The organism is Peptoanaerobacter stomatis (assembly GCF_000238115.1).
In the GTDB taxonomy this organism is placed as follows: Bacteria; Bacillota; Clostridia; order Peptostreptococcales; family Filifactoraceae; genus Peptoanaerobacter; species Peptoanaerobacter stomatis.
In genome coordinates this window covers 23,546-40,569 of the sequence record NZ_JH414561.1, presented here as the reverse complement: position 1 = coordinate 40,569, position 17,024 = coordinate 23,546, and the positions used below count along the sequence as shown (strand labels likewise).

Below are 17,024 nucleotides of genomic sequence, written 5' to 3'. Positions count from 1 at the left end.
AATATATAAAAAGTACGTAATTCAATATATTTTATATAAGGGTCGCTTTTTTTATATTTTATGTACGATATTTTAAACAGACTTTTGTATAAGAATTGATTTTTTAATGACTTCATATAAAAAATTCAACTTTATAATTATATTATATGCTTATATCGTCAAATTTACAATATTTTTTTATAGTAATAAATAATATTTATTAAATAACTAATGACAAAAATAAAAATTATTATCAAAAAAGGCTATATTAATCAAAATAATTTTAATATAGCCTTTTGCGGTTCATTATATTTCTTTGTAAACTACTTTATTTTTACCTGAGTGTTTTCCTTCATACAGTAAATCATCAGCCGTTTTTATTAATTCTTCATATGTTATTTTTGAATCATATACCGCACACACTCCGAAAGTCATGGTTATAGACACATTTACATCGTCAAACGAAAAATTTTGCTTTGATACTTTTTCTCTGAGCTTGTCTATTATATTATATGCAAATCCTTTTCTGACATTTTTCATAAGTATCAAAAACTCTTCTCCTCCCCATCTGCATATTATGTCATCTTTTCTGAAATTTCGTTTGAAAATTGCGCCTACTCTTGCAAGCACTATATCTCCGTTGGGATGCCCATATGTGTCGTTTATATTTTTAAAATCATCTATATCCGAAAATATCAAAACCAAGTTGTCCAACCTTTTGCAGTTATAATCATCTATTGCTTCATCCAACTGTTGCTCCATATAGAATTTTCTTACCAAGCCCGTCAAAATATCATACTCCGCTATTTTCTTATATCTTTCTTTTTCTTCTACCAATTTCATATTTTCAAACTTATTTTTTATTTCAAAAAAGCTGAGAGATGAATAGTTTACAACATTTACAGAAAAGAAATATGCAAGGAAATTTAATATATAAAAATCTATCACTGCAGGATCAAAATTCCATACAAATTTCTTGGTTATAAGCAATCTGAAAAATATAGCAGCCTCAAAAAATATAACCAACATTTTTATAAATATATTATCATCCATTAAAAATACGTCTGTGGACATAAGAATCAAAAACAAAAGCTCAAAGCCGTATCCAAATCCTATTTTTATAATTGCAAGTGTGGCAAAGAGCATGACTTCTATATTCCATACTATTGTAAATTTATTAAGCCGTACCTTCTTCCTGAAAATAACCAAAAACAGATAAAAGCATACACTGAAATATATTATATTGAATTAACGGTAATTTATTGTGTTTTATGAAAAAAATATGATAAATTATATGAACAACCAGCGAACCTGTAGCTAACAAAATATAAGTTATATCTGTCCTGTATTTTTCATCTTTTTCGTAGAAAATTAAAAAAAATTTATCTTTTATACTCATACTCTACTTTTCCTTATTGTACTTCATCAATATCTACAAATACAGCATCCTTCCAAAGCCTTTCCAAATTATAAAACTCTCTATCTTCCGTCTTGAATATATGCACAACTATATCGTTATAATCTATTAATATCCATTTTGCACTGTTCTTTCCTTCGACCGCTCTTGGTTCTACGCCAAGTTTAGACATTTCATAGTCCAATGCGTCTTCCAACGCCTTTACCTGTCTTTCGCTCGGTGCGGATACTATTACAAAATAGTCTGTTATACTTGATATTCCGTTTACATTCAATACAACAATATCTTCGCCGAGTTTTTTATCCAATACTTCATATATTTTTTTTATTTTTTCGTTAGTAGTCATCTAATTAAGTTCTCCTCAAAAATTAAAAACCTGTTTTTTATTTTCATACTTTATATTAATCTAATGATACACTTTAAACACCTATATGTCAAACTATTTTACACATAAGTACAAATATATTTTAATTTAAATGGTGCTTGGTATTACTTCACAAAATCTTTTCCGAGAACTACAACAATATCTGTAGGTTTTCCATAGTATGCCTTGTTTTCCTGTGTTATTTTGTTCACACCCAATATAGTCGCTATATTTTGTGCTAAAATCTCGTCATCTGTATAATATACTACAGTTTCTTCATAATCAAAATTATCCGCATTTGCCGAATCTTGAACTTCTATGTTATTCACAAACAATAAATCTTTTGCTCTTTGTGCCGAGCCTTGACGTCCATTACCGTTTAATACGACAACATAAGGTATTTTTTGAGTATTTGTTACATTTGACGTATCAGTAGAATTTCCCCCGTTTGATGCCGTTAAATTTTCATTTTGCATCTCTTGTGATATATAATAATTACCTGATAAAAGAGTGTCCAGTAATTCTTTTGATTTTTCAGGATTTGCTATATAATATGATGTTCCGTACATAGTCTTTGCTTCGCCCGGCAATACTTCTTTTTTTATGTTGTACGGTTTTATATCTATACATTTTGATGCAATTTTGAGCATATCTGTGATACTCATATCTGTCTGTACATATTTATAAAATGTATCTATATATTGTGGTATATGTACAGCCGACTCAACCGACAAAACTTTTTTTATAAGGCTTGTCATAAATTTTTGCTGAGATTCTATTCTTCCAAGGTCTTGATTTGCATATCCGTATCTGAATCTTAAAAACTGCATGGATTTTTCACCGTCTAACAGTTGCAAACCTTTTTTAAGCTCTATATGCAGTGGCGGAACGGCATAAGGATCGTCATAATTCATATCCATAGGCACGTCCACTTCTACTCCGCCTATATCGTTTATTGTTTTGAACAATGCCTGATAATCTAATTTTACAAAGTGATGTATATCTACATTCAACAGCTTTTTCACGGCCTTTAACGTTGCATTTATGCCTCCTATTGAATGCGCCGAGTTTATTTTATTAAACTTATATTTATACTCTTCAATTTCCGCTCTTGTATCCCTTGGTATGGATAATATAAACGCTGTTTTAGTCTTGGGATCTACCGACAACAGCATCATTGTATCAGTTCTCATATTCGCATGATTTTGACTGCCGTCCAAACTGTCCACCCCTAAAAGCAATATATTTACTCTGTCATCATTGACGCTCTTGGACAGTTCTTGCAAATCCGCTAATGTAATCTCGTTATCCGGATTATTTTTTTTTATATTGTTTATGTATATATTTACGGCAAGCACTAAAACAAATATAAATACTGCAATAAATAAAAACAGTTTGAGCATTTTTTTCATTATTGACTCCAACCTTATCTCAATATCTTCATAAAATTTTTCACATATATAATACTATTTTATCCGAAAATATAATAGAACTATAGAAAACTGCACTATACACTCTGATAAAATAAAAAATTGTTTATATAATTCTTAATTTAATAAATCATTCTGCTATTCTATTAAAAATTAGTATTATTTAAAAACTTAGTCTTGAATTATTTTTTTTATATGAGGATGTTTAACTTCTTCCAAATGTTTCTTACAATTTTTAAGCAAAAAATTTCGTGCATTCAATGTGTCTTGATGTATGAGGTCATTTTCGCTTGCAAGATGTATCATAGTGTTGTTAAGTGCATAGTATAAAGCATAGTACAAATCTATATAAGATAATTGCCTTATTTTTTCAACTCCTTCAAATTTTCTATTTTCTTCGATATAGTCTGCCAAGCATATAATCATCTCCAATTTGCTCATATCAGCCCTGCCTGTTGTATGATAACTTATTGCATTTAATATGTCTTCATCTTCAATATTATATTCATACTGTGCGATATATCGTCCTATCTTCGCATGTAGCAACTGATGACTTACTTGCTCTATTTCATCAAAAACTATATTATATTTTTTTATTTTTCTTTTATTTCATCATGACTTAATTGCTTGGCAATGTCGTGCAACAATGCGGAAATTCTTGCTTTATTTATATTTTCTCCATATTTTTCTGACAGCATTATTGCAGATTTCTCCACACCTAATGTGTGCTGATATCTTTTTTCGCTCAACAAATGTTTCAAATCTTTTTTTATTCTATCAAATATAAGCTCCATTTTCATTCTCCAATTTATAAAGATTATTTTTTATTATATAATTTTCTACTTTTTCATCGACAAAATATTTTATACTTCTATTTTCTTTTACTCTATTTCTTATGTCTGTAGAAGATATTTCTATATTGGGAGTATCCAAAAAACACATATCAACACTGTATTTTTGAAATTTTCTTTGAAGCTTTGATTTTACTTCTTCTCCTCTTGTAACTATGACAAAAGTTATCAATTTGCTAAGTTCTTCGAATTTATACCATTTATCAAACAACATAAAAGCCTCTTGACCTATTATGTAATAAAATTTGTCATTTTTATATTCCTTTAACAAATATGATACAGTCTCATAACTATATGAATAATCTTCTTTTTCCATTTCATAAAAATTTATCAAAAAATCGTAATTGCTTTTTATCGCAAGCTCTACCATAGCTTTACGATGATTTTTGTCAATAACATAATCTTTGTGTGGAGGAATACCGGACGGTATGAACATTATTTTATCAAGTTTCATATAATCCATGACATAGTTTGCTATGAAAGTATGTCCGAAATGTATAGGGTTAAAAGTACCTCCAAGTATGCCTATATTCACAATCAATACCTCATCTTATACATAATTTATATAATATGTAAATAAATTTTAAAATTTTTTAAAGCAAATATTTAATTTAAATTACTATAATTTGAAAACAATATATATTTATAGTTTTTCATTAAACTTATTTATTAATTATACCACATTTTATAATATTGCTCAACTTAAGCAAATTTATCATATATATTTAATATGTTTTTAACAATATGGTAAATTGACTTTTTTATGCTGTTATTTTATTATTGAATCATAAATACACATGAGAATATTTTTTATATTTTATTTCAGGAGGTTATTTATTATGAAAAAGTTTTTTAAAATTTTTTTAGCTATATTTATATTATGTGCTATAAGTATTCATCATATATACGCCGTTTCAGTGTTAAAACCGAAAAAACTTATAACTCTGCCCATAGAAGCATTCCATAGCAATTTAGCTGTACATAAGGGTACTCTTTATTATATGATTTATGAAAAAAGAGGTATTTATTCTGAAAATTCCCCGACTTTTTTTGCCAAGGATATCATGTCATCTAAAAAGGCTGTAAAAATTCTTGAAGCGGTAGACTACCAGCCTTCATTTCATTTGTTAAGTGACGGCAATTTGTATATCACAACTCACTACGGCGGCGGATTTATGGGAGGCAATCTTGCTGTATTGCTAAATAAAACTGATATAATCGACAATAAAAAAGATGATCAGATATATCTTGTAGGGTACGGAAGCTATGATGTTGATATAGAAAATAAAAAATTTTACGGTTTTCCGGATCCGTATTTTATGGGTGAAAGCGAAGGCAAAGAACATTTTTACAAATTTTACAGCGATGTAATGCACCATCCTAATGTAAATTTTTCAGCTGTAAAAAAAGATGTAGTTTATTGCATAAAATGTCCATATTCCAAAAATGTAGAGGACGAATCACAATACGGCATAGTAGCAATAGATAGAAAAAGTGGAAAAGACACTGTGTTAATCCCCGGCATTTACAATATGACAATGGGTGAAAATCAAATATATTACTGGAAACAAGATGAAAATGATAAAACAGCCAACCTGTTATACTCATACTCTTTAAAAGACAGCAAAACAACACTTATCTGCAATCATACAGATCCCGATTTTAACATAATTCCAATAGGGGGCAAAGCATTTTTTATGGGCAATGAAGAATATACACCTAAAAAAGAAGGCGAATACTTTAAAAAATATACTACTTTATATATGGCTGAAAATGGGAAATGCACTCCGCTTTACAGCAATATGGAATGGTTTGTAACTGACGGAAAAAATATGGCAGTGCTATTTCAAGGCAAAAATAAATCGGAAATAAAGCTTATAAACAAAGACGGTATTGAATTTGCAAATTTAACAGTACCTGTAAGCCAAGCAAATTTATTCATATCAGGCAAAGATTTAATAGTTTGGTCTTGGCAGGACAAAAGCGTCAGATATTACGAGGTTCCTAATGTAAAATAATACTAATCTACATTTAATTAATAGATACATCTATATAAGTTATTTATTTTTAATTTCGCTCAGCTAATAAGTTTTTAAAAACAGAAATGTCTATTATTCTATCGATTTTTAGTATAAATTCAAAAAAAGGGCTGTTGCTATAATTTTTATAATTTTGCAACAGTCCTTTTTCATATACGCCTAAATATATGCTGACGTTATGTTTAATTAATGAATAAAATTTATATAAACTTTATTTTGATTATATTTATAATAGTAAATAACCCAAAATAAAAATATTAATAATTCTAATAGAATTTAATATTATTTATACATAGCTCATTATTTTTTCAATCCCGTTACTATGAACGTGCTTTCCGCATCATTACCCAAAACGTTTAATATATCTCCTTGTTTAACAAATGCAAGTGTAGCGTCAACATCTATAGGAGCTGTGTAGATTTTATCTTCTCCCTGTACTTTTATATAAAATACGGTGTTTCCGTCTACTACTACGCTTTTTACATCTTCTACAACTATTTCTTTTGATATTATGTCTGTACTTTCAATAGCTATATCAGTTGTAATCTTTCTATAATTATCTACTGTTTCCTGTATGGTGTTACCTACTGCAACTTTTTGATAACTTTGTGCATCTACCAGTGAATACATTTTTGTAAGCTTGGCATCATCTTTCAGTGCCATAAAATATGTCGGTCTGTTGTATAGATTTATAAGTATAGGAAAAGTAGCTTTATACGCTTTTTCCTGTACTGCTCCTGCCGCACTTTCCATAACTGAAAATTCTTCCGCTGATGATACAGGATAAAACTTAGTTTCTTTTGTTCTCATATTTACAAAAACAAATCCTATATTGGATTCATCTGACAATACAGAAGTTATCCCTGTGTATAAATATATATCTTCTCCCATTGTTATATAGTTATATCCTTCTGTCGGTTTTGTAACTCCCTCCTGTTTTACTTTGGAGTTTATAAATCCTCTTTCATATTGCCCATTATCCGTAAGTTGTTTTATTATTAACTCAGCGGGATAAACTCTGTCTATCCAAGTCGGAACTTCATCAGTATTATATTTTTTCATTTCACCTGTCGATGCATTTATTACTATAACCGCTTTGACATCTTCGCCACCTAAAATTCCTATGGTCGGTTCTACAACAGATGCTATAAAATACGGTTTGCCATCTTCATCAATTTCAAAATTAATTTGTGATATTATCGCTGTAGGATAGCCGAATCTTATATGTCTGTACAAATTTCGTGAAAACTTATCACTTAACGAATATTTTATAGGTGAAGATAATTTGACAAGAGTTGAATTTTGAGTAACCATATCTATATTTATATAATATGGTATTCCGTTTGATTTATTCAAAAACCATTTTATAGTATCTGCATAAATTAGCGGTGTAACTCTTAATGGTTTGCCTTTTACACAAATCTGAGAATATGTTTCATCTATATCATATTGGCTAACCAAAGTTCCCATTTCTCCCATCTTTCTTGCACCTAATTTAATCGCCATATCTCTATCCACAACAGGAAGTTTATTGAAATCTGCTGATTTTACATCTGTTTCAAAAACACCTTCCTGCTTTTTAATAAGCATTGCATATTTTTTTGCTTGAAGTATAGGCGATGAATATAGATTTGACAATACTAACGCTACTATTATAACCGCTATTAGTTTTATAGATGTCTTATAAATTACCACGCTCTTCTTGTTGAATAGCGAATCTATAAAAAATATAACTGTAAGTAAACACAGTATAAATAGTATATACGAATAAAACTGTGCCGAACGTAAATTTATAGGCACTAACAACACATAATATGATATAGCTACAAAAAGTATAAGCAGAGTTATAGTTATCTTTTTGAAATTTTTTAAAAATTTATGTTCTCCTACATCTACAAACTTTTCGCTATTTTGTTCATTATTATTTTTTAGTTTTGAAAAAATTTTGTTAAACATATAATGCTCCATTTTTAAAATTTTTTATGTTAAAACTCAATAAATCAATAGAGTTGCAATAATTTAAATAAAATATAACACTATTTATAAATTTCTTATATAAATTATCTATTATTATATTGTCATAAGTATTATATAAAATATTTTATACAAGTCAGATACTTTTAAATAGATGTTTTTGATTAATATAGCATATAGAATAATTAATTTATCAATTCCTTATTTCTATCAGCAATGCTCACTATCAGGCATAAACAGTTTAATTCTAATGTATTAATGATTGAAATGTTTGATACTCTCCTTGGTATACTTATCTTCTATAAAATTGACAATCTAAAGATATTATGCTATTATTTCTCACAATATAGATGCACCCTTTACAGCTTTGGAATTGCTCGATGACATAGAAATCACCGTTTCAAGTCTATCTACTATGCCTTATCGCTATGGATTAGTCAATGATACTTACCTTCTTCATAAAGAATTTAGAAAATGTCTTGTTAAAAACTACATCATTTTTTATAAAATTGATGAAGAAAATAAAACTATTTTAATTCATCGAATACTTCATCCAAAACAAAATTGGATTGACATACTGTAAATTTATTTATACATAACCATTCCTTGGAGTGGCTATTTTTTTATTCTATCTATCCGATTTCAGTATAAATATCTACGTCCAATTAGATAAAACATCATTAATCAAGTACATTTATTATCATTGGAATTATTTGTTTTTTTCTTGATACTATATATGACAGAAATTTGCCTTGCTCGCCGCTTGTATTAAATGCTTGTTTTATTATGCTCGGCTCATCACTCACATAATATATATATGAACCTTCTTTTAGTATATCAGTCACTACAAATATCAATGTGTTATACGCATTTTTCTCTTTAACGTCTTTCATATAATCAAGCAATTCTTCTTTTTTGTCTTCCAATTCTTCTATATCCATTGTAAACAGCTGTGATACTGCTATTTTTCTGTTTCTTATTGTAAATTCTTTAAAGTCGTTGTACAGTATATCTTTAAGGCTCATATCTTCTATTGAAGATCCTGCTTTGAACATCATATTGGTATAATTATCCAAATCAAGCTTCAATATTCTGTTGAGCGATTCAACCGCTTCTATATCTTTTTGAGTGCAAGTAGGCGATTTGAAATACAAGGTATCGGATAATATACCGCTTATAAGACAACCTGCAATCTTGTAAGGTATGTCCATAGCCGAATTTTTGAAAAGCTCATAAACTATTGTACAAGTAGAGCCTACCGGCATATTTAAAAACTGTATCGGCTCTGATGTGTTTATTCCTCCGATTTTATGATGATCCACTATTTCCAGAATATTTGCTTCTTCAATACCTGCGGCACTTTGTGCAAATTCGTTATGATCTACCAATATAACTTTTTTTCTTCCGACTTTAAGCAAGTGTTTCCTCGCAATAAGTCCTACATATTTTCCGTTTTCATCAACAAGAGGATAGTTTCTGAAATTGGTTTTTAACATAGACTCTTTTATGTCATTCAAATAATCTTTAAGCACGAAATAACTTATCTTGTCTTTTTTCATTATACTTGCTATACTGTCCGTCTGTTGCATCTTTTTAATTATCATCGGTGAATTCAAATCTATGCTTATAACAGGTATATCATATTTTTTTATTTTTTCCATTTCCTCTTTGCTAAGCTCTGAAAATTGTGTCAATATCAAAAAACTTATCGGAAATTCCAATTTTGAAAAAAACTCTTTTTTATGATATTCCTTTAAAATTATAACTTCACCTTCTTTGAATGTGGCATCATTAGGTACATTAGGGTTGAAAACTTTGAGCAAGCCTTGTATTTTCATATCATAATTATCGGCACAAATTATCCTTAGATTGTGATTGGAAAATACATTTACAAAAGATTTGAGATTTGTATCTACACAGTTGCTGTTAATATGTATCAAAGCTCCTGCTATATCTTTCATAGAAACTATACCTATAAGTTTAAAATCATCATCTACTATAGGCAATGAATGTATTTTTTCTTTTTCCATAATCATATATGTTTCATAAACGGATGAATTCACTGTTAGCGGAATAATCTTATCATAATGTAAATCACTGGCTTGCACTTTGACATCTGTAAGCAGTTTAGGAGCTGTTATATTAAAATAATCGAGCACAAAACCTGCCTCTCTTCTAATGTCTCCAAGCACTCTCGGCTCAACTTTTTCACCGATTTTATCTTTGTAATATGAATATGCAATACTTGAACATACTGAATCCGTATCAGGATTTTTATGACCGAAAACAAATGTATTCATAATTGTAACCTCTCTAATAACATAAATTTATTATAAAAATAGCAATCTTATTAAAAATTAATTTTCCCAATATCATTTAATATTCATTTTAAAATTTTTATAGCTTATTATTACACACTCCATTCAAAAATCAATACTAAATATTCCACCAAATAAATACCATGTTCAAATCCCTTAAGTTATACTTTTAAGCATATATTTTTTGAAAGGCATTACATCTTATTTTTCTCTTTTGCACTATTATTTTATAGAAGTTTAATATGAGTGTATACCATAAGCATTAATTATTATTAAATATATTTTTATAATATACCTCTATTATACACCATAATACAAAAAATAATAATCTGAAATCTATTTTGATAAAAGTCTATATTTTTGATATAATTTATTTTATGAAAGTTTTTATATTTTAGCTTTACAACATAAAACTATAATACATAAATTTTACTTTTTTTATATATTGGAGAATCAAAATGGAAAAAATAAATATAGATACACCTTACATCAAGTTAGACCAGCTTTTAAAACTATCATCAATAGTATCATCAGGAGCTGAAGCACACGCACTTATAACATCCGGAAAAGTCAAAGTAAACGGCAACGTTGAAATACAGAAAAGAAAAAAAATAACAGATGGCGACATAGTAGATGCTATGAATAAACAAATACAGGTAATTCAATGCAAGTAAACAATATAAATCTGATAAATTTCAGAAATTATAAAAATCTAAGTCTTGATTTTTCACCGAATATCAATATGATTATAGGTCAAAACGGTCAAGGCAAGACAAATATAGTAGAGGCTGTACATTTTTTGTCCTTCGCAAAATCATTTCGCACAAACAAAGATAAAGAAGTGATAAATTTTGAAGCTAATACCTCCTATATCAAATCAATCGTTACAAACGAAGCAGACGAAAATAAAATAGACATAAAAATATCAAAAGACAGCAAAAAAGCTATAAATGTAGACAACATTCCTATATCCAAAATAAGCGACTTGATGGGTATAATAAATGTAGTTGTGTTTTCTCCGGAAGATACTAAAATAGTGTCTGACTCGCCTATATACAGGCGAAATTTTATGGATAAAGAAATATCTCAGATACGCCCTGTATATTATAATTTATTACTCGATTACAACAAGACGCTAAATAACAAAAATACTTTGCTCAAATCACAAAACATAGATATGATAATGCTCGACATATACGATGAACAACTTGCAGATATAATTGAAAAAATAATCACATATAGAGATACTTTTATAAAAACAATATCAGAAATCGCAAAAGAAACACACTATATAATCTCATCAAAAAAAGAAAATCTACTCATAGAATATAAAAGCAATCTCAAATCATCAATAAAATCAGATATTCTATCAGAGCTTAAAGATGCAAGAGCAGAAGATATAAGACATACAGTTTCTACAAAAGGTATACACAAAGACGATATAATTCTGAAAATAGGAGATATAGACATAAGAAAATATGGCTCACAAGGGCAGAAAAAAACTGCCACAATATCTCTCAAGCTCTCCGAAATAGAGCTAATCCATAATATGAAAAAAGAATATCCAATAGTAATATTAGATGATATATTCAGCGAGCTTGACATCACAAGACGTATGATGCTTGTAGAAAAACTATATAACATACAAACTTTCATCACTACAACTGAAAAAATAGACATAAACAAAGATATAAAATATTTTGAAGTAAAAGATAGAAATGTTTTGGTATAATTTATCAGTTTTTTACATTATTATCTAACAAGTATAACAGATTAGTTTTAAAATCAGTCTATATAATCTAAAATTGTCATTGTTAGCTTGTTAAGGCTCTGTTTATGAATTAATTTACTATATTTTTAATAAATAAGGATAACCATGGATACAATAGCTATAATAGGTGCAGGTCCGTCAGGAATAATGGCGGCTCTCACTACAAAAACAAAAGACAACAGAGTAATTTTAATAGAGAAAAATAAAGTTATAGGGCAAAAATTGTCCATAACAGGCTCAGGCAGATGCAATATCACAAATTTGGACAGCAAAGAAGATTTTTTTTGCCAAAATTCCTGAAAACTCAAAATTCTTTTACAGTGCCTTTGCCAAATTTTCCAACTACGATTTTATAGATTATCTTGAAAATATAGGCATACCACTAAAATATGAAGGTCAAAAAGCATACCCTAAAAATGAAAGTGCACAAAAAACAGTAAATACCTTCATCAAACTGTTAGAAGAAAAAAATGTAGAAATAAGATTAAATGAAGAACTAATAGATTTTGAAATAGATAATGAATCAAATACCGTAACATCAATAACTACCACTAAGACAAAAGAACATATAGACAAGCTCATAATCACAACAGGCGGTTTATCATATTGCAAAAACAATACTTTTTCATTGCTTGCAAAAAAAGGTATACAAATAACACAGCTTTATCCCTCACTCGTATCAATCGAAACCATTTATGATTACTCAAATTTATCAGGTATATCAATAAAAAACGTATCCGTACGTGCAAATATAGATGGCAAAAAATATTTAACCTCAGGAGATATGCTGTTTACCCAAAAAGGACTTAGCGGACCCGCAATAATAGATATGAGCAGTTATATAGTAAAGTTTCAAGATTTAAAAACAGATACTTCGTCAAATCATAAAAATTTGACATACAAAGGAAAAAATTTAGAGATATCCATAGATTTTATGCCAGATATAAGCAAAAATCAATTAGAAGACATAATATTTGACAGTTCAAAAAAAGCATTAAAAACAAAACTGTCAGCATATTTACCCGAAAGAATGTTGAAATTTTTATTTGAAAAATACGAAGACAAAGACATAAACAATATAAAAAAAGAAGAGAAAGAAAAACTTTTAAATATCTTAAAAAATTATAAAATAGCAATCAAAAATTTTTCAAACATAAAAAGTGCAATCGTAACAAAAGGCGGAGTATCATTAAATCAAATCTCTCCATCAACTATACAATTTAAAAATATACAAAATCTATATTTTGCAGGAGAATGCTTGGATATAGACGCATTAACAGGCGGATATAACTTACAAATCGCATTTTCCACAGTATACTTAGCCGGCAACAATGCAAAGTTATAATGTCAATTTTTGAATTTAATTACTATATAGATATAACTCTCTTTTAAATATTATTTTTTATTACAAAATAAATGAATTAGTCAAATATATTTATACTTGGTAAATATTATTTATTATCTTTTCAAAATTAATATAAGCACTGCACTGTTTATGCAGTTTATATATTCATATATTATGTTGTTTTAATAAAAATACATGCAAAAAGGATATACTATGAAAAAAATATTATATACAGCCTCAAGAATTTCACATATATTAAACTTTCATATGCCCTACATAAATTATTTCAAAAACAAAGGATATACTATCCATATTCTCTCAGAAGGAACTGCCAACATAAATGTGGACAAGATATATAATATACCTTTTGAGAAAAAAATCACATCAATAAACAACATACTTACTATAAAAACAGTTAAACATATATTACATCAAGAACAATATGATTTGATAATAACAAACACCTCTTTGGCAAGCTTCATAGTTAGAATCGCTAAACAAATATCCAAAGCAAAAAATCATGGTAGATTAATAAATATATCACATGGATATTTATTCTCAAAAAATACCCCACTTCTTAAAAAAATATTATATGTAACAGCAGAAAAACTATGCGTGAAATCAACAGATCTGTTAATCACTATGAACAAAGAAGACTTCGAATTAGCAAACAAATACAAATTATGTAAACATAAAATAGAAAATATAAAAGGTATGGGAATAACACCACCGCCAATATTTACTTATGATATAAAACAAAAAACAAGACTGAAATATAACATAAACTCTAATGATATATTAATAACATATGCAGGCGAATTATCAAAAAGAAAAAATCAAATATTCCTTATACAGTCTATGAAAAATATAATAAAAAAAATACCCAATGCCAAACTGCTATTAGCCGGAAATGGAGAACTGTACGATTTTTATAAACAAGAAATAAACAGACTTGATTTAGAAAATCACATAATTTTAGCAGGATTTGTGTCACAAATAAAAGAATTAATATTTTCATCAGATATAATAATATCATCAAGTAAGAGCGAAGGGCTTCCGTTTAATATAATGGAGGCAATGAGTCTGAAAATACCTGTAATAGCATCAAATGTAAAAGGACATAATGACCTTATAAAAGATGCGTACAACGGATATTTATTTGAAATCGAAGATAAGAAAACAGAAAAATCAAGCATAAAAAAATTAGAATTATACGATAATTCTGTAAATAGCGATAATATTAAAATTATAGACGAACTCACAGAAAAACTGCTAAAAATAATAAATGACAAAAATATAAGTATAATGAAAGAAAATGAAGCCGCATTTATAAAAGACTATATGATAGATAGAGTTTTTGGACGTAATATAAAACTCCTTGATATTCTTGATTAATATTTGTTCTATAATATCTGTCAGTATTTTCACCAACAGATATTATAGAGCCTCAAGATTTTTTTGAACTTATTATATTTAGATTTACAATATAAGTGCAACCATAAATAATAATTATAGAAGCTAAATTGCAAAATAATGTTAGAAATACTCCATCTTATAATTATTACACTTATTTATACATATTCTTGTAATATTTCAGATATTCACCTGATGTTATTTTTGATAGCCATTCCTCATTATTAAGATACCATTTAATAGTTTCTGATATTCCTTGCTCAAAAGTATATGACGGTTCCCAGCCCAACTGACTTGTTATCTTTGTATTATCTATTGCATATCTTCTATCATGACCAGGTCTATCTTTTACATATTCTATTAAATCTTCCGATTTTCCAATGATATTTATTATAAGTTTTACAATTTCTATATTAGCTTTTTCATTGTTTCCACCGATGTTATAAACTTCTCCTATCTTTCCTTTTTCAAGTACGGTATATATTGCTGTACAATGGTCTTTTACATGTAGCCAATCTCTTACCTGCATTCCATCTCCATAAACAGGCATTTTCCTATCATTTTTACAGTTGTTTATCATGAGAGGTATTAATTTTTCAGGAAATTGATAAGGTCCATAGTTATTTGAACATCTTGTTATATTTATAGGCATACCGAATGTTTCATAATACGCTCTTACAAATAAATCCGCACTTGCTTTTGATGCCGAATAAGGAGAATTCGGGCTAAGAGAAGTAGTTTCTGTAAACATCCCTTTTTTTCCAAGTGCACCGTATACTTCGTCAGTGGATACTTGTAAATACTTCACACCCTCTTTATATTCTCTTGAATATTTATCTTCAGGATTTATCTTCCAATGATTTTTCGCATTGTCAAGCAAATTTTGAGTGCCAAGTATATTGTTCAAAAGAAATATTTCAGGATTTTCTATGCTTCTGTCAACATGAGATTCAGCAGCAAAGTTTACTACTGTATCTATATCATACTTAGTAAATATCTCATCTACAAGTTTTTTATCGCATATATCTCCTTTGATAAATGTGTAATTTGACTTGCCCTCAATTTCCCTTAGATTTTCAAGATTGCCTGCATATGTCAGCAAATCCAAATTTATTATATTGTAATCATAATTATTAAGCATTAATTTTACAAAGTTAGAGCCTATAAAACCCGCTCCACCTGTAATTAGTATATTTTTCATATAAAAACTCCATATTTCTATATTTGTATAAAAATTAGTTTCAAATATAACTATTCATTAGCTACACGCAAAATGTATTTTCCATAGTCTGATTTCATTAGCGGTTCTGCTAATTTCAACAACTGCTCTTTAGTTATAAATCCTCTCCTATACGCAATTTCTTCTATACACGAAACATATAATCCTGTCCTTTTTTGAAGAGTATGTACAAAATTAGATGCCTCGAGTAATCCGTCATGAGTCCCTGTATCAAGCCATGCAAATCCTCTTCCAAACAGCTCTACTTTTAAACTTCCTCTTTTCATATATTCTTCATTAACAGAAGTTATCTCAAGTTCTCCTCTTTCAGATGGTTTTACATTTTTAGCAATTTCAACAACATCATTATTATAAAAATATAACCCTGGAATCGCATAATTTGATTTCGGCTTTTCAGGTTTTTCTTCCAAAGAAAGAACGTTCCAATCTTTATCAAATTCAACTACTCCAAAATCACTCGGATTATTTACATAATATCCAAAAATTGTAGCACCATGCTGTACATCTTTCGCCTTATTAAGCATTTCTGAGAATCCTCTTGAATAAAAAATATTGTCTCCTAAAACAAGACAAACATTGTCTTTTCCTATAAAATTCTCACCTATTATAAATGCTTCTGCAAGACCGTTAGGACTTTCTTGTATTGCATAAGATATTTTAAGTCCGTAATCTTTTCCACTTCCAAGCAGGGCTTGATATAAATAAATATCTTTCGGTGTAGATATTATGAGTATATCTCTTATACCTGCAAGCATAAGCGTGGACAGTGGATAATATATCATAGGTTTGTCATATATAGGAACTATCTGTTTAGATATAGCTTTTGTTATAGGATATAGTCTTGTGCCTGAACCGCCAGCAAGTATTATACCTTTCATATTTT

The 17,024-nt window shown here is 28.4% G+C and carries 18 protein-coding genes; 7 read left to right on the top strand and 11 right to left on the bottom strand.

Annotated features, from left to right (window positions below):
- Positions 1 to 285: 285 nt before the first annotated feature.
- The 7 genes from HMPREF9629_RS08995 to nadD all read right to left on the bottom strand — a co-directional run bounded on the left by HMPREF9629_RS08995 (position 286) and on the right by nadD (position 4,576).
- Positions 286 to 1,125: a GGDEF domain-containing protein gene (locus HMPREF9629_RS08995; RefSeq protein WP_009526096.1), complete on the bottom strand. Its 840-nt coding sequence runs from the start codon at positions 1,123 to 1,125 to the stop codon at positions 286 to 288.
- Positions 1,126 to 1,156: 31 nt separating this feature from the next.
- Positions 1,157 to 1,378 (bottom strand): hypothetical protein, encoded by a 222-nt coding sequence (locus HMPREF9629_RS12305; protein WP_009526095.1) that lies wholly within the window; start codon positions 1,376 to 1,378, stop codon positions 1,157 to 1,159.
- Positions 1,379 to 1,391: 13 nt separating this feature from the next.
- A complete protein-coding gene (gene rsfS, locus HMPREF9629_RS08990; protein WP_009526094.1) occupies positions 1,392 to 1,742 on the bottom strand; it encodes a ribosome silencing factor in 351 nt (116 codons plus the stop codon).
- A 143-nt stretch (positions 1,743 to 1,885) separates the two neighbouring features.
- Positions 1,886 to 3,172, bottom strand: coding sequence for an LCP family protein (locus HMPREF9629_RS08985; RefSeq protein WP_009526093.1), 1,287 nt, complete (start codon positions 3,170 to 3,172; stop codon positions 1,886 to 1,888).
- 189 nt (positions 3,173 to 3,361) lie between these two features.
- Positions 3,362 to 3,736 carry a bis(5'-nucleosyl)-tetraphosphatase (symmetrical) YqeK gene (gene yqeK, locus HMPREF9629_RS08980; RefSeq protein WP_009526092.1) on the bottom strand — a complete coding sequence of 125 codons (375 nt, stop codon included), beginning with the start codon at positions 3,734 to 3,736 and terminating at the stop codon, positions 3,362 to 3,364.
- A gap of 47 nt (positions 3,737 to 3,783) precedes the next feature.
- Positions 3,784 to 3,984: an HD domain-containing protein gene (locus HMPREF9629_RS12475; RefSeq protein ID WP_009526091.1), complete on the bottom strand. Its 201-nt coding sequence runs from the start codon at positions 3,982 to 3,984 to the stop codon at positions 3,784 to 3,786.
- On the bottom strand, positions 3,968 to 4,576 hold the full coding sequence (gene nadD, locus HMPREF9629_RS08975; protein WP_009526090.1) for a nicotinate-nucleotide adenylyltransferase: 609 nt from the start codon (positions 4,574 to 4,576) through the stop codon (positions 3,968 to 3,970). Before nadD ends, HMPREF9629_RS12475 begins: the two co-directional genes overlap by 17 nt.
- A gap of 304 nt (positions 4,577 to 4,880) precedes the next feature.
- Between nadD and HMPREF9629_RS08970 the strand changes: the two genes are divergently transcribed.
- On the top strand, positions 4,881 to 6,059 hold the full coding sequence (locus tag HMPREF9629_RS08970) for a hypothetical protein (protein WP_009526089.1): 1,179 nt from the start codon (positions 4,881 to 4,883) through the stop codon (positions 6,057 to 6,059).
- 321 nt (positions 6,060 to 6,380) lie between these two features.
- On the opposite strand, the gene HMPREF9629_RS08965 is transcribed toward HMPREF9629_RS08970, so the two are convergent.
- Positions 6,381 to 8,036, bottom strand: coding sequence for a hypothetical protein (locus HMPREF9629_RS08965; RefSeq protein ID WP_009526088.1), 1,656 nt, complete (start codon positions 8,034 to 8,036; stop codon positions 6,381 to 6,383).
- A 349-nt stretch (positions 8,037 to 8,385) separates the two neighbouring features.
- Between HMPREF9629_RS08965 and HMPREF9629_RS12685 the strand changes: the two genes are divergently transcribed.
- Positions 8,386 to 8,637, top strand: coding sequence for a type II toxin-antitoxin system RelE/ParE family toxin (locus tag HMPREF9629_RS12685; protein ID WP_081466046.1), 252 nt, complete (start codon positions 8,386 to 8,388; stop codon positions 8,635 to 8,637).
- Positions 8,638 to 8,734: 97 nt separating this feature from the next.
- On the opposite strand, the gene HMPREF9629_RS08960 is transcribed toward HMPREF9629_RS12685, so the two are convergent.
- Entirely contained in the window at positions 8,735 to 10,354 is a 1,620-nt protein-coding gene (locus tag HMPREF9629_RS08960; protein WP_009526087.1) for a putative manganese-dependent inorganic diphosphatase, read from the bottom strand.
- Between the two features lie 476 nt (positions 10,355 to 10,830).
- Here HMPREF9629_RS08960 and HMPREF9629_RS08955 point away from each other — a divergent pair, with 476 nt between their 5' ends.
- The 5 genes from HMPREF9629_RS08955 (at position 10,831) to HMPREF9629_RS08940 (ending at position 14,883) form a co-directional block, all read left to right on the top strand.
- Complete coding sequence (locus tag HMPREF9629_RS08955; RefSeq protein WP_009526086.1) at positions 10,831 to 11,046, top strand: RNA-binding S4 domain-containing protein; 216 nt, start codon at positions 10,831 to 10,833, stop codon at positions 11,044 to 11,046.
- Entirely contained in the window at positions 11,037 to 12,104 is a 1,068-nt protein-coding gene (gene recF, locus HMPREF9629_RS08950) for a DNA replication/repair protein RecF (RefSeq protein WP_009526085.1), read from the top strand. The genes HMPREF9629_RS08955 and recF overlap by 10 nt, the downstream gene beginning before the upstream one ends.
- 144 nt (positions 12,105 to 12,248) lie before the next feature.
- Entirely contained in the window at positions 12,249 to 12,443 is a 195-nt protein-coding gene (locus HMPREF9629_RS12300) for an NAD(P)/FAD-dependent oxidoreductase (RefSeq protein WP_009526084.1), read from the top strand.
- A complete protein-coding gene (locus HMPREF9629_RS08945; RefSeq protein WP_330367859.1) occupies positions 12,394 to 13,488 on the top strand; it encodes an aminoacetone oxidase family FAD-binding enzyme in 1,095 nt (364 codons plus the stop codon). Before HMPREF9629_RS12300 ends, HMPREF9629_RS08945 begins: the two co-directional genes overlap by 50 nt.
- 213 nt (positions 13,489 to 13,701) lie before the next feature.
- Positions 13,702 to 14,883, top strand: a complete 1,182-nt coding sequence (locus HMPREF9629_RS08940) for a glycosyltransferase (RefSeq protein ID WP_009526082.1) — start codon at positions 13,702 to 13,704, stop codon at positions 14,881 to 14,883.
- 172 nt (positions 14,884 to 15,055) lie between these two features.
- On the opposite strand, the gene rfbB is transcribed toward HMPREF9629_RS08940, so the two are convergent.
- On the bottom strand, positions 15,056 to 16,102 hold the full coding sequence (rfbB, locus tag HMPREF9629_RS08935) for a dTDP-glucose 4,6-dehydratase (RefSeq protein ID WP_009526081.1): 1,047 nt from the start codon (positions 16,100 to 16,102) through the stop codon (positions 15,056 to 15,058).
- A gap of 50 nt (positions 16,103 to 16,152) precedes the next feature.
- Complete coding sequence (gene rfbA / locus HMPREF9629_RS08930) at positions 16,153 to 17,019, bottom strand: glucose-1-phosphate thymidylyltransferase RfbA (RefSeq protein ID WP_009526080.1); 867 nt, start codon at positions 17,017 to 17,019, stop codon at positions 16,153 to 16,155.
- Positions 17,020 to 17,024: the final 5 nt, after the last annotated feature.

Excerpts from the sequence above, each read along its gene's own strand:
- HMPREF9629_RS08995 (WP_009526096.1), bottom strand. The coding sequence starts at position 1,125 with ATGCTCTTTGCCACACTTGCAATTATAAAAATAGGATTTGGATACGGC.
- HMPREF9629_RS12305 (WP_009526095.1), bottom strand. The coding sequence starts at position 1,378 with ATGAGTATAAAAGATAAATTTTTTTTAATTTTCTACGAAAAAGATGAA.
- rsfS (WP_009526094.1), bottom strand. The coding sequence starts at position 1,742 with ATGACTACTAACGAAAAAATAAAAAAAATATATGAAGTATTGGATAAA.
- HMPREF9629_RS08985 (WP_009526093.1), bottom strand. The coding sequence starts at position 3,172 with ATGAAAAAAATGCTCAAACTGTTTTTATTTATTGCAGTATTTATATTT.
- HMPREF9629_RS12475 (WP_009526091.1), bottom strand. The coding sequence starts at position 3,984 with ATGGAGCTTATATTTGATAGAATAAAAAAAGATTTGAAACATTTGTTG.
- HMPREF9629_RS08970 (WP_009526089.1), top strand. The coding sequence starts at position 4,881 with ATGAAAAAGTTTTTTAAAATTTTTTTAGCTATATTTATATTATGTGCT.
- HMPREF9629_RS08965 (WP_009526088.1), bottom strand. The coding sequence starts at position 8,036 with ATGTTTAACAAAATTTTTTCAAAACTAAAAAATAATAATGAACAAAAT.
- HMPREF9629_RS08960 (WP_009526087.1), bottom strand. The coding sequence starts at position 10,354 with ATGAATACATTTGTTTTCGGTCATAAAAATCCTGATACGGATTCAGTA.
- HMPREF9629_RS08955 (WP_009526086.1), top strand. The coding sequence starts at position 10,831 with ATGGAAAAAATAAATATAGATACACCTTACATCAAGTTAGACCAGCTT.
- recF (WP_009526085.1), top strand. The coding sequence starts at position 11,037 with ATGCAAGTAAACAATATAAATCTGATAAATTTCAGAAATTATAAAAAT.
- HMPREF9629_RS12300 (WP_009526084.1), top strand. The coding sequence starts at position 12,249 with ATGGATACAATAGCTATAATAGGTGCAGGTCCGTCAGGAATAATGGCG.
- HMPREF9629_RS08940 (WP_009526082.1), top strand. The coding sequence starts at position 13,702 with ATGAAAAAAATATTATATACAGCCTCAAGAATTTCACATATATTAAAC.
- rfbB (WP_009526081.1), bottom strand. The coding sequence starts at position 16,102 with ATGAAAAATATACTAATTACAGGTGGAGCGGGTTTTATAGGCTCTAAC.
- rfbA (WP_009526080.1), bottom strand. The coding sequence starts at position 17,019 with ATGAAAGGTATAATACTTGCTGGCGGTTCAGGCACAAGACTATATCCT.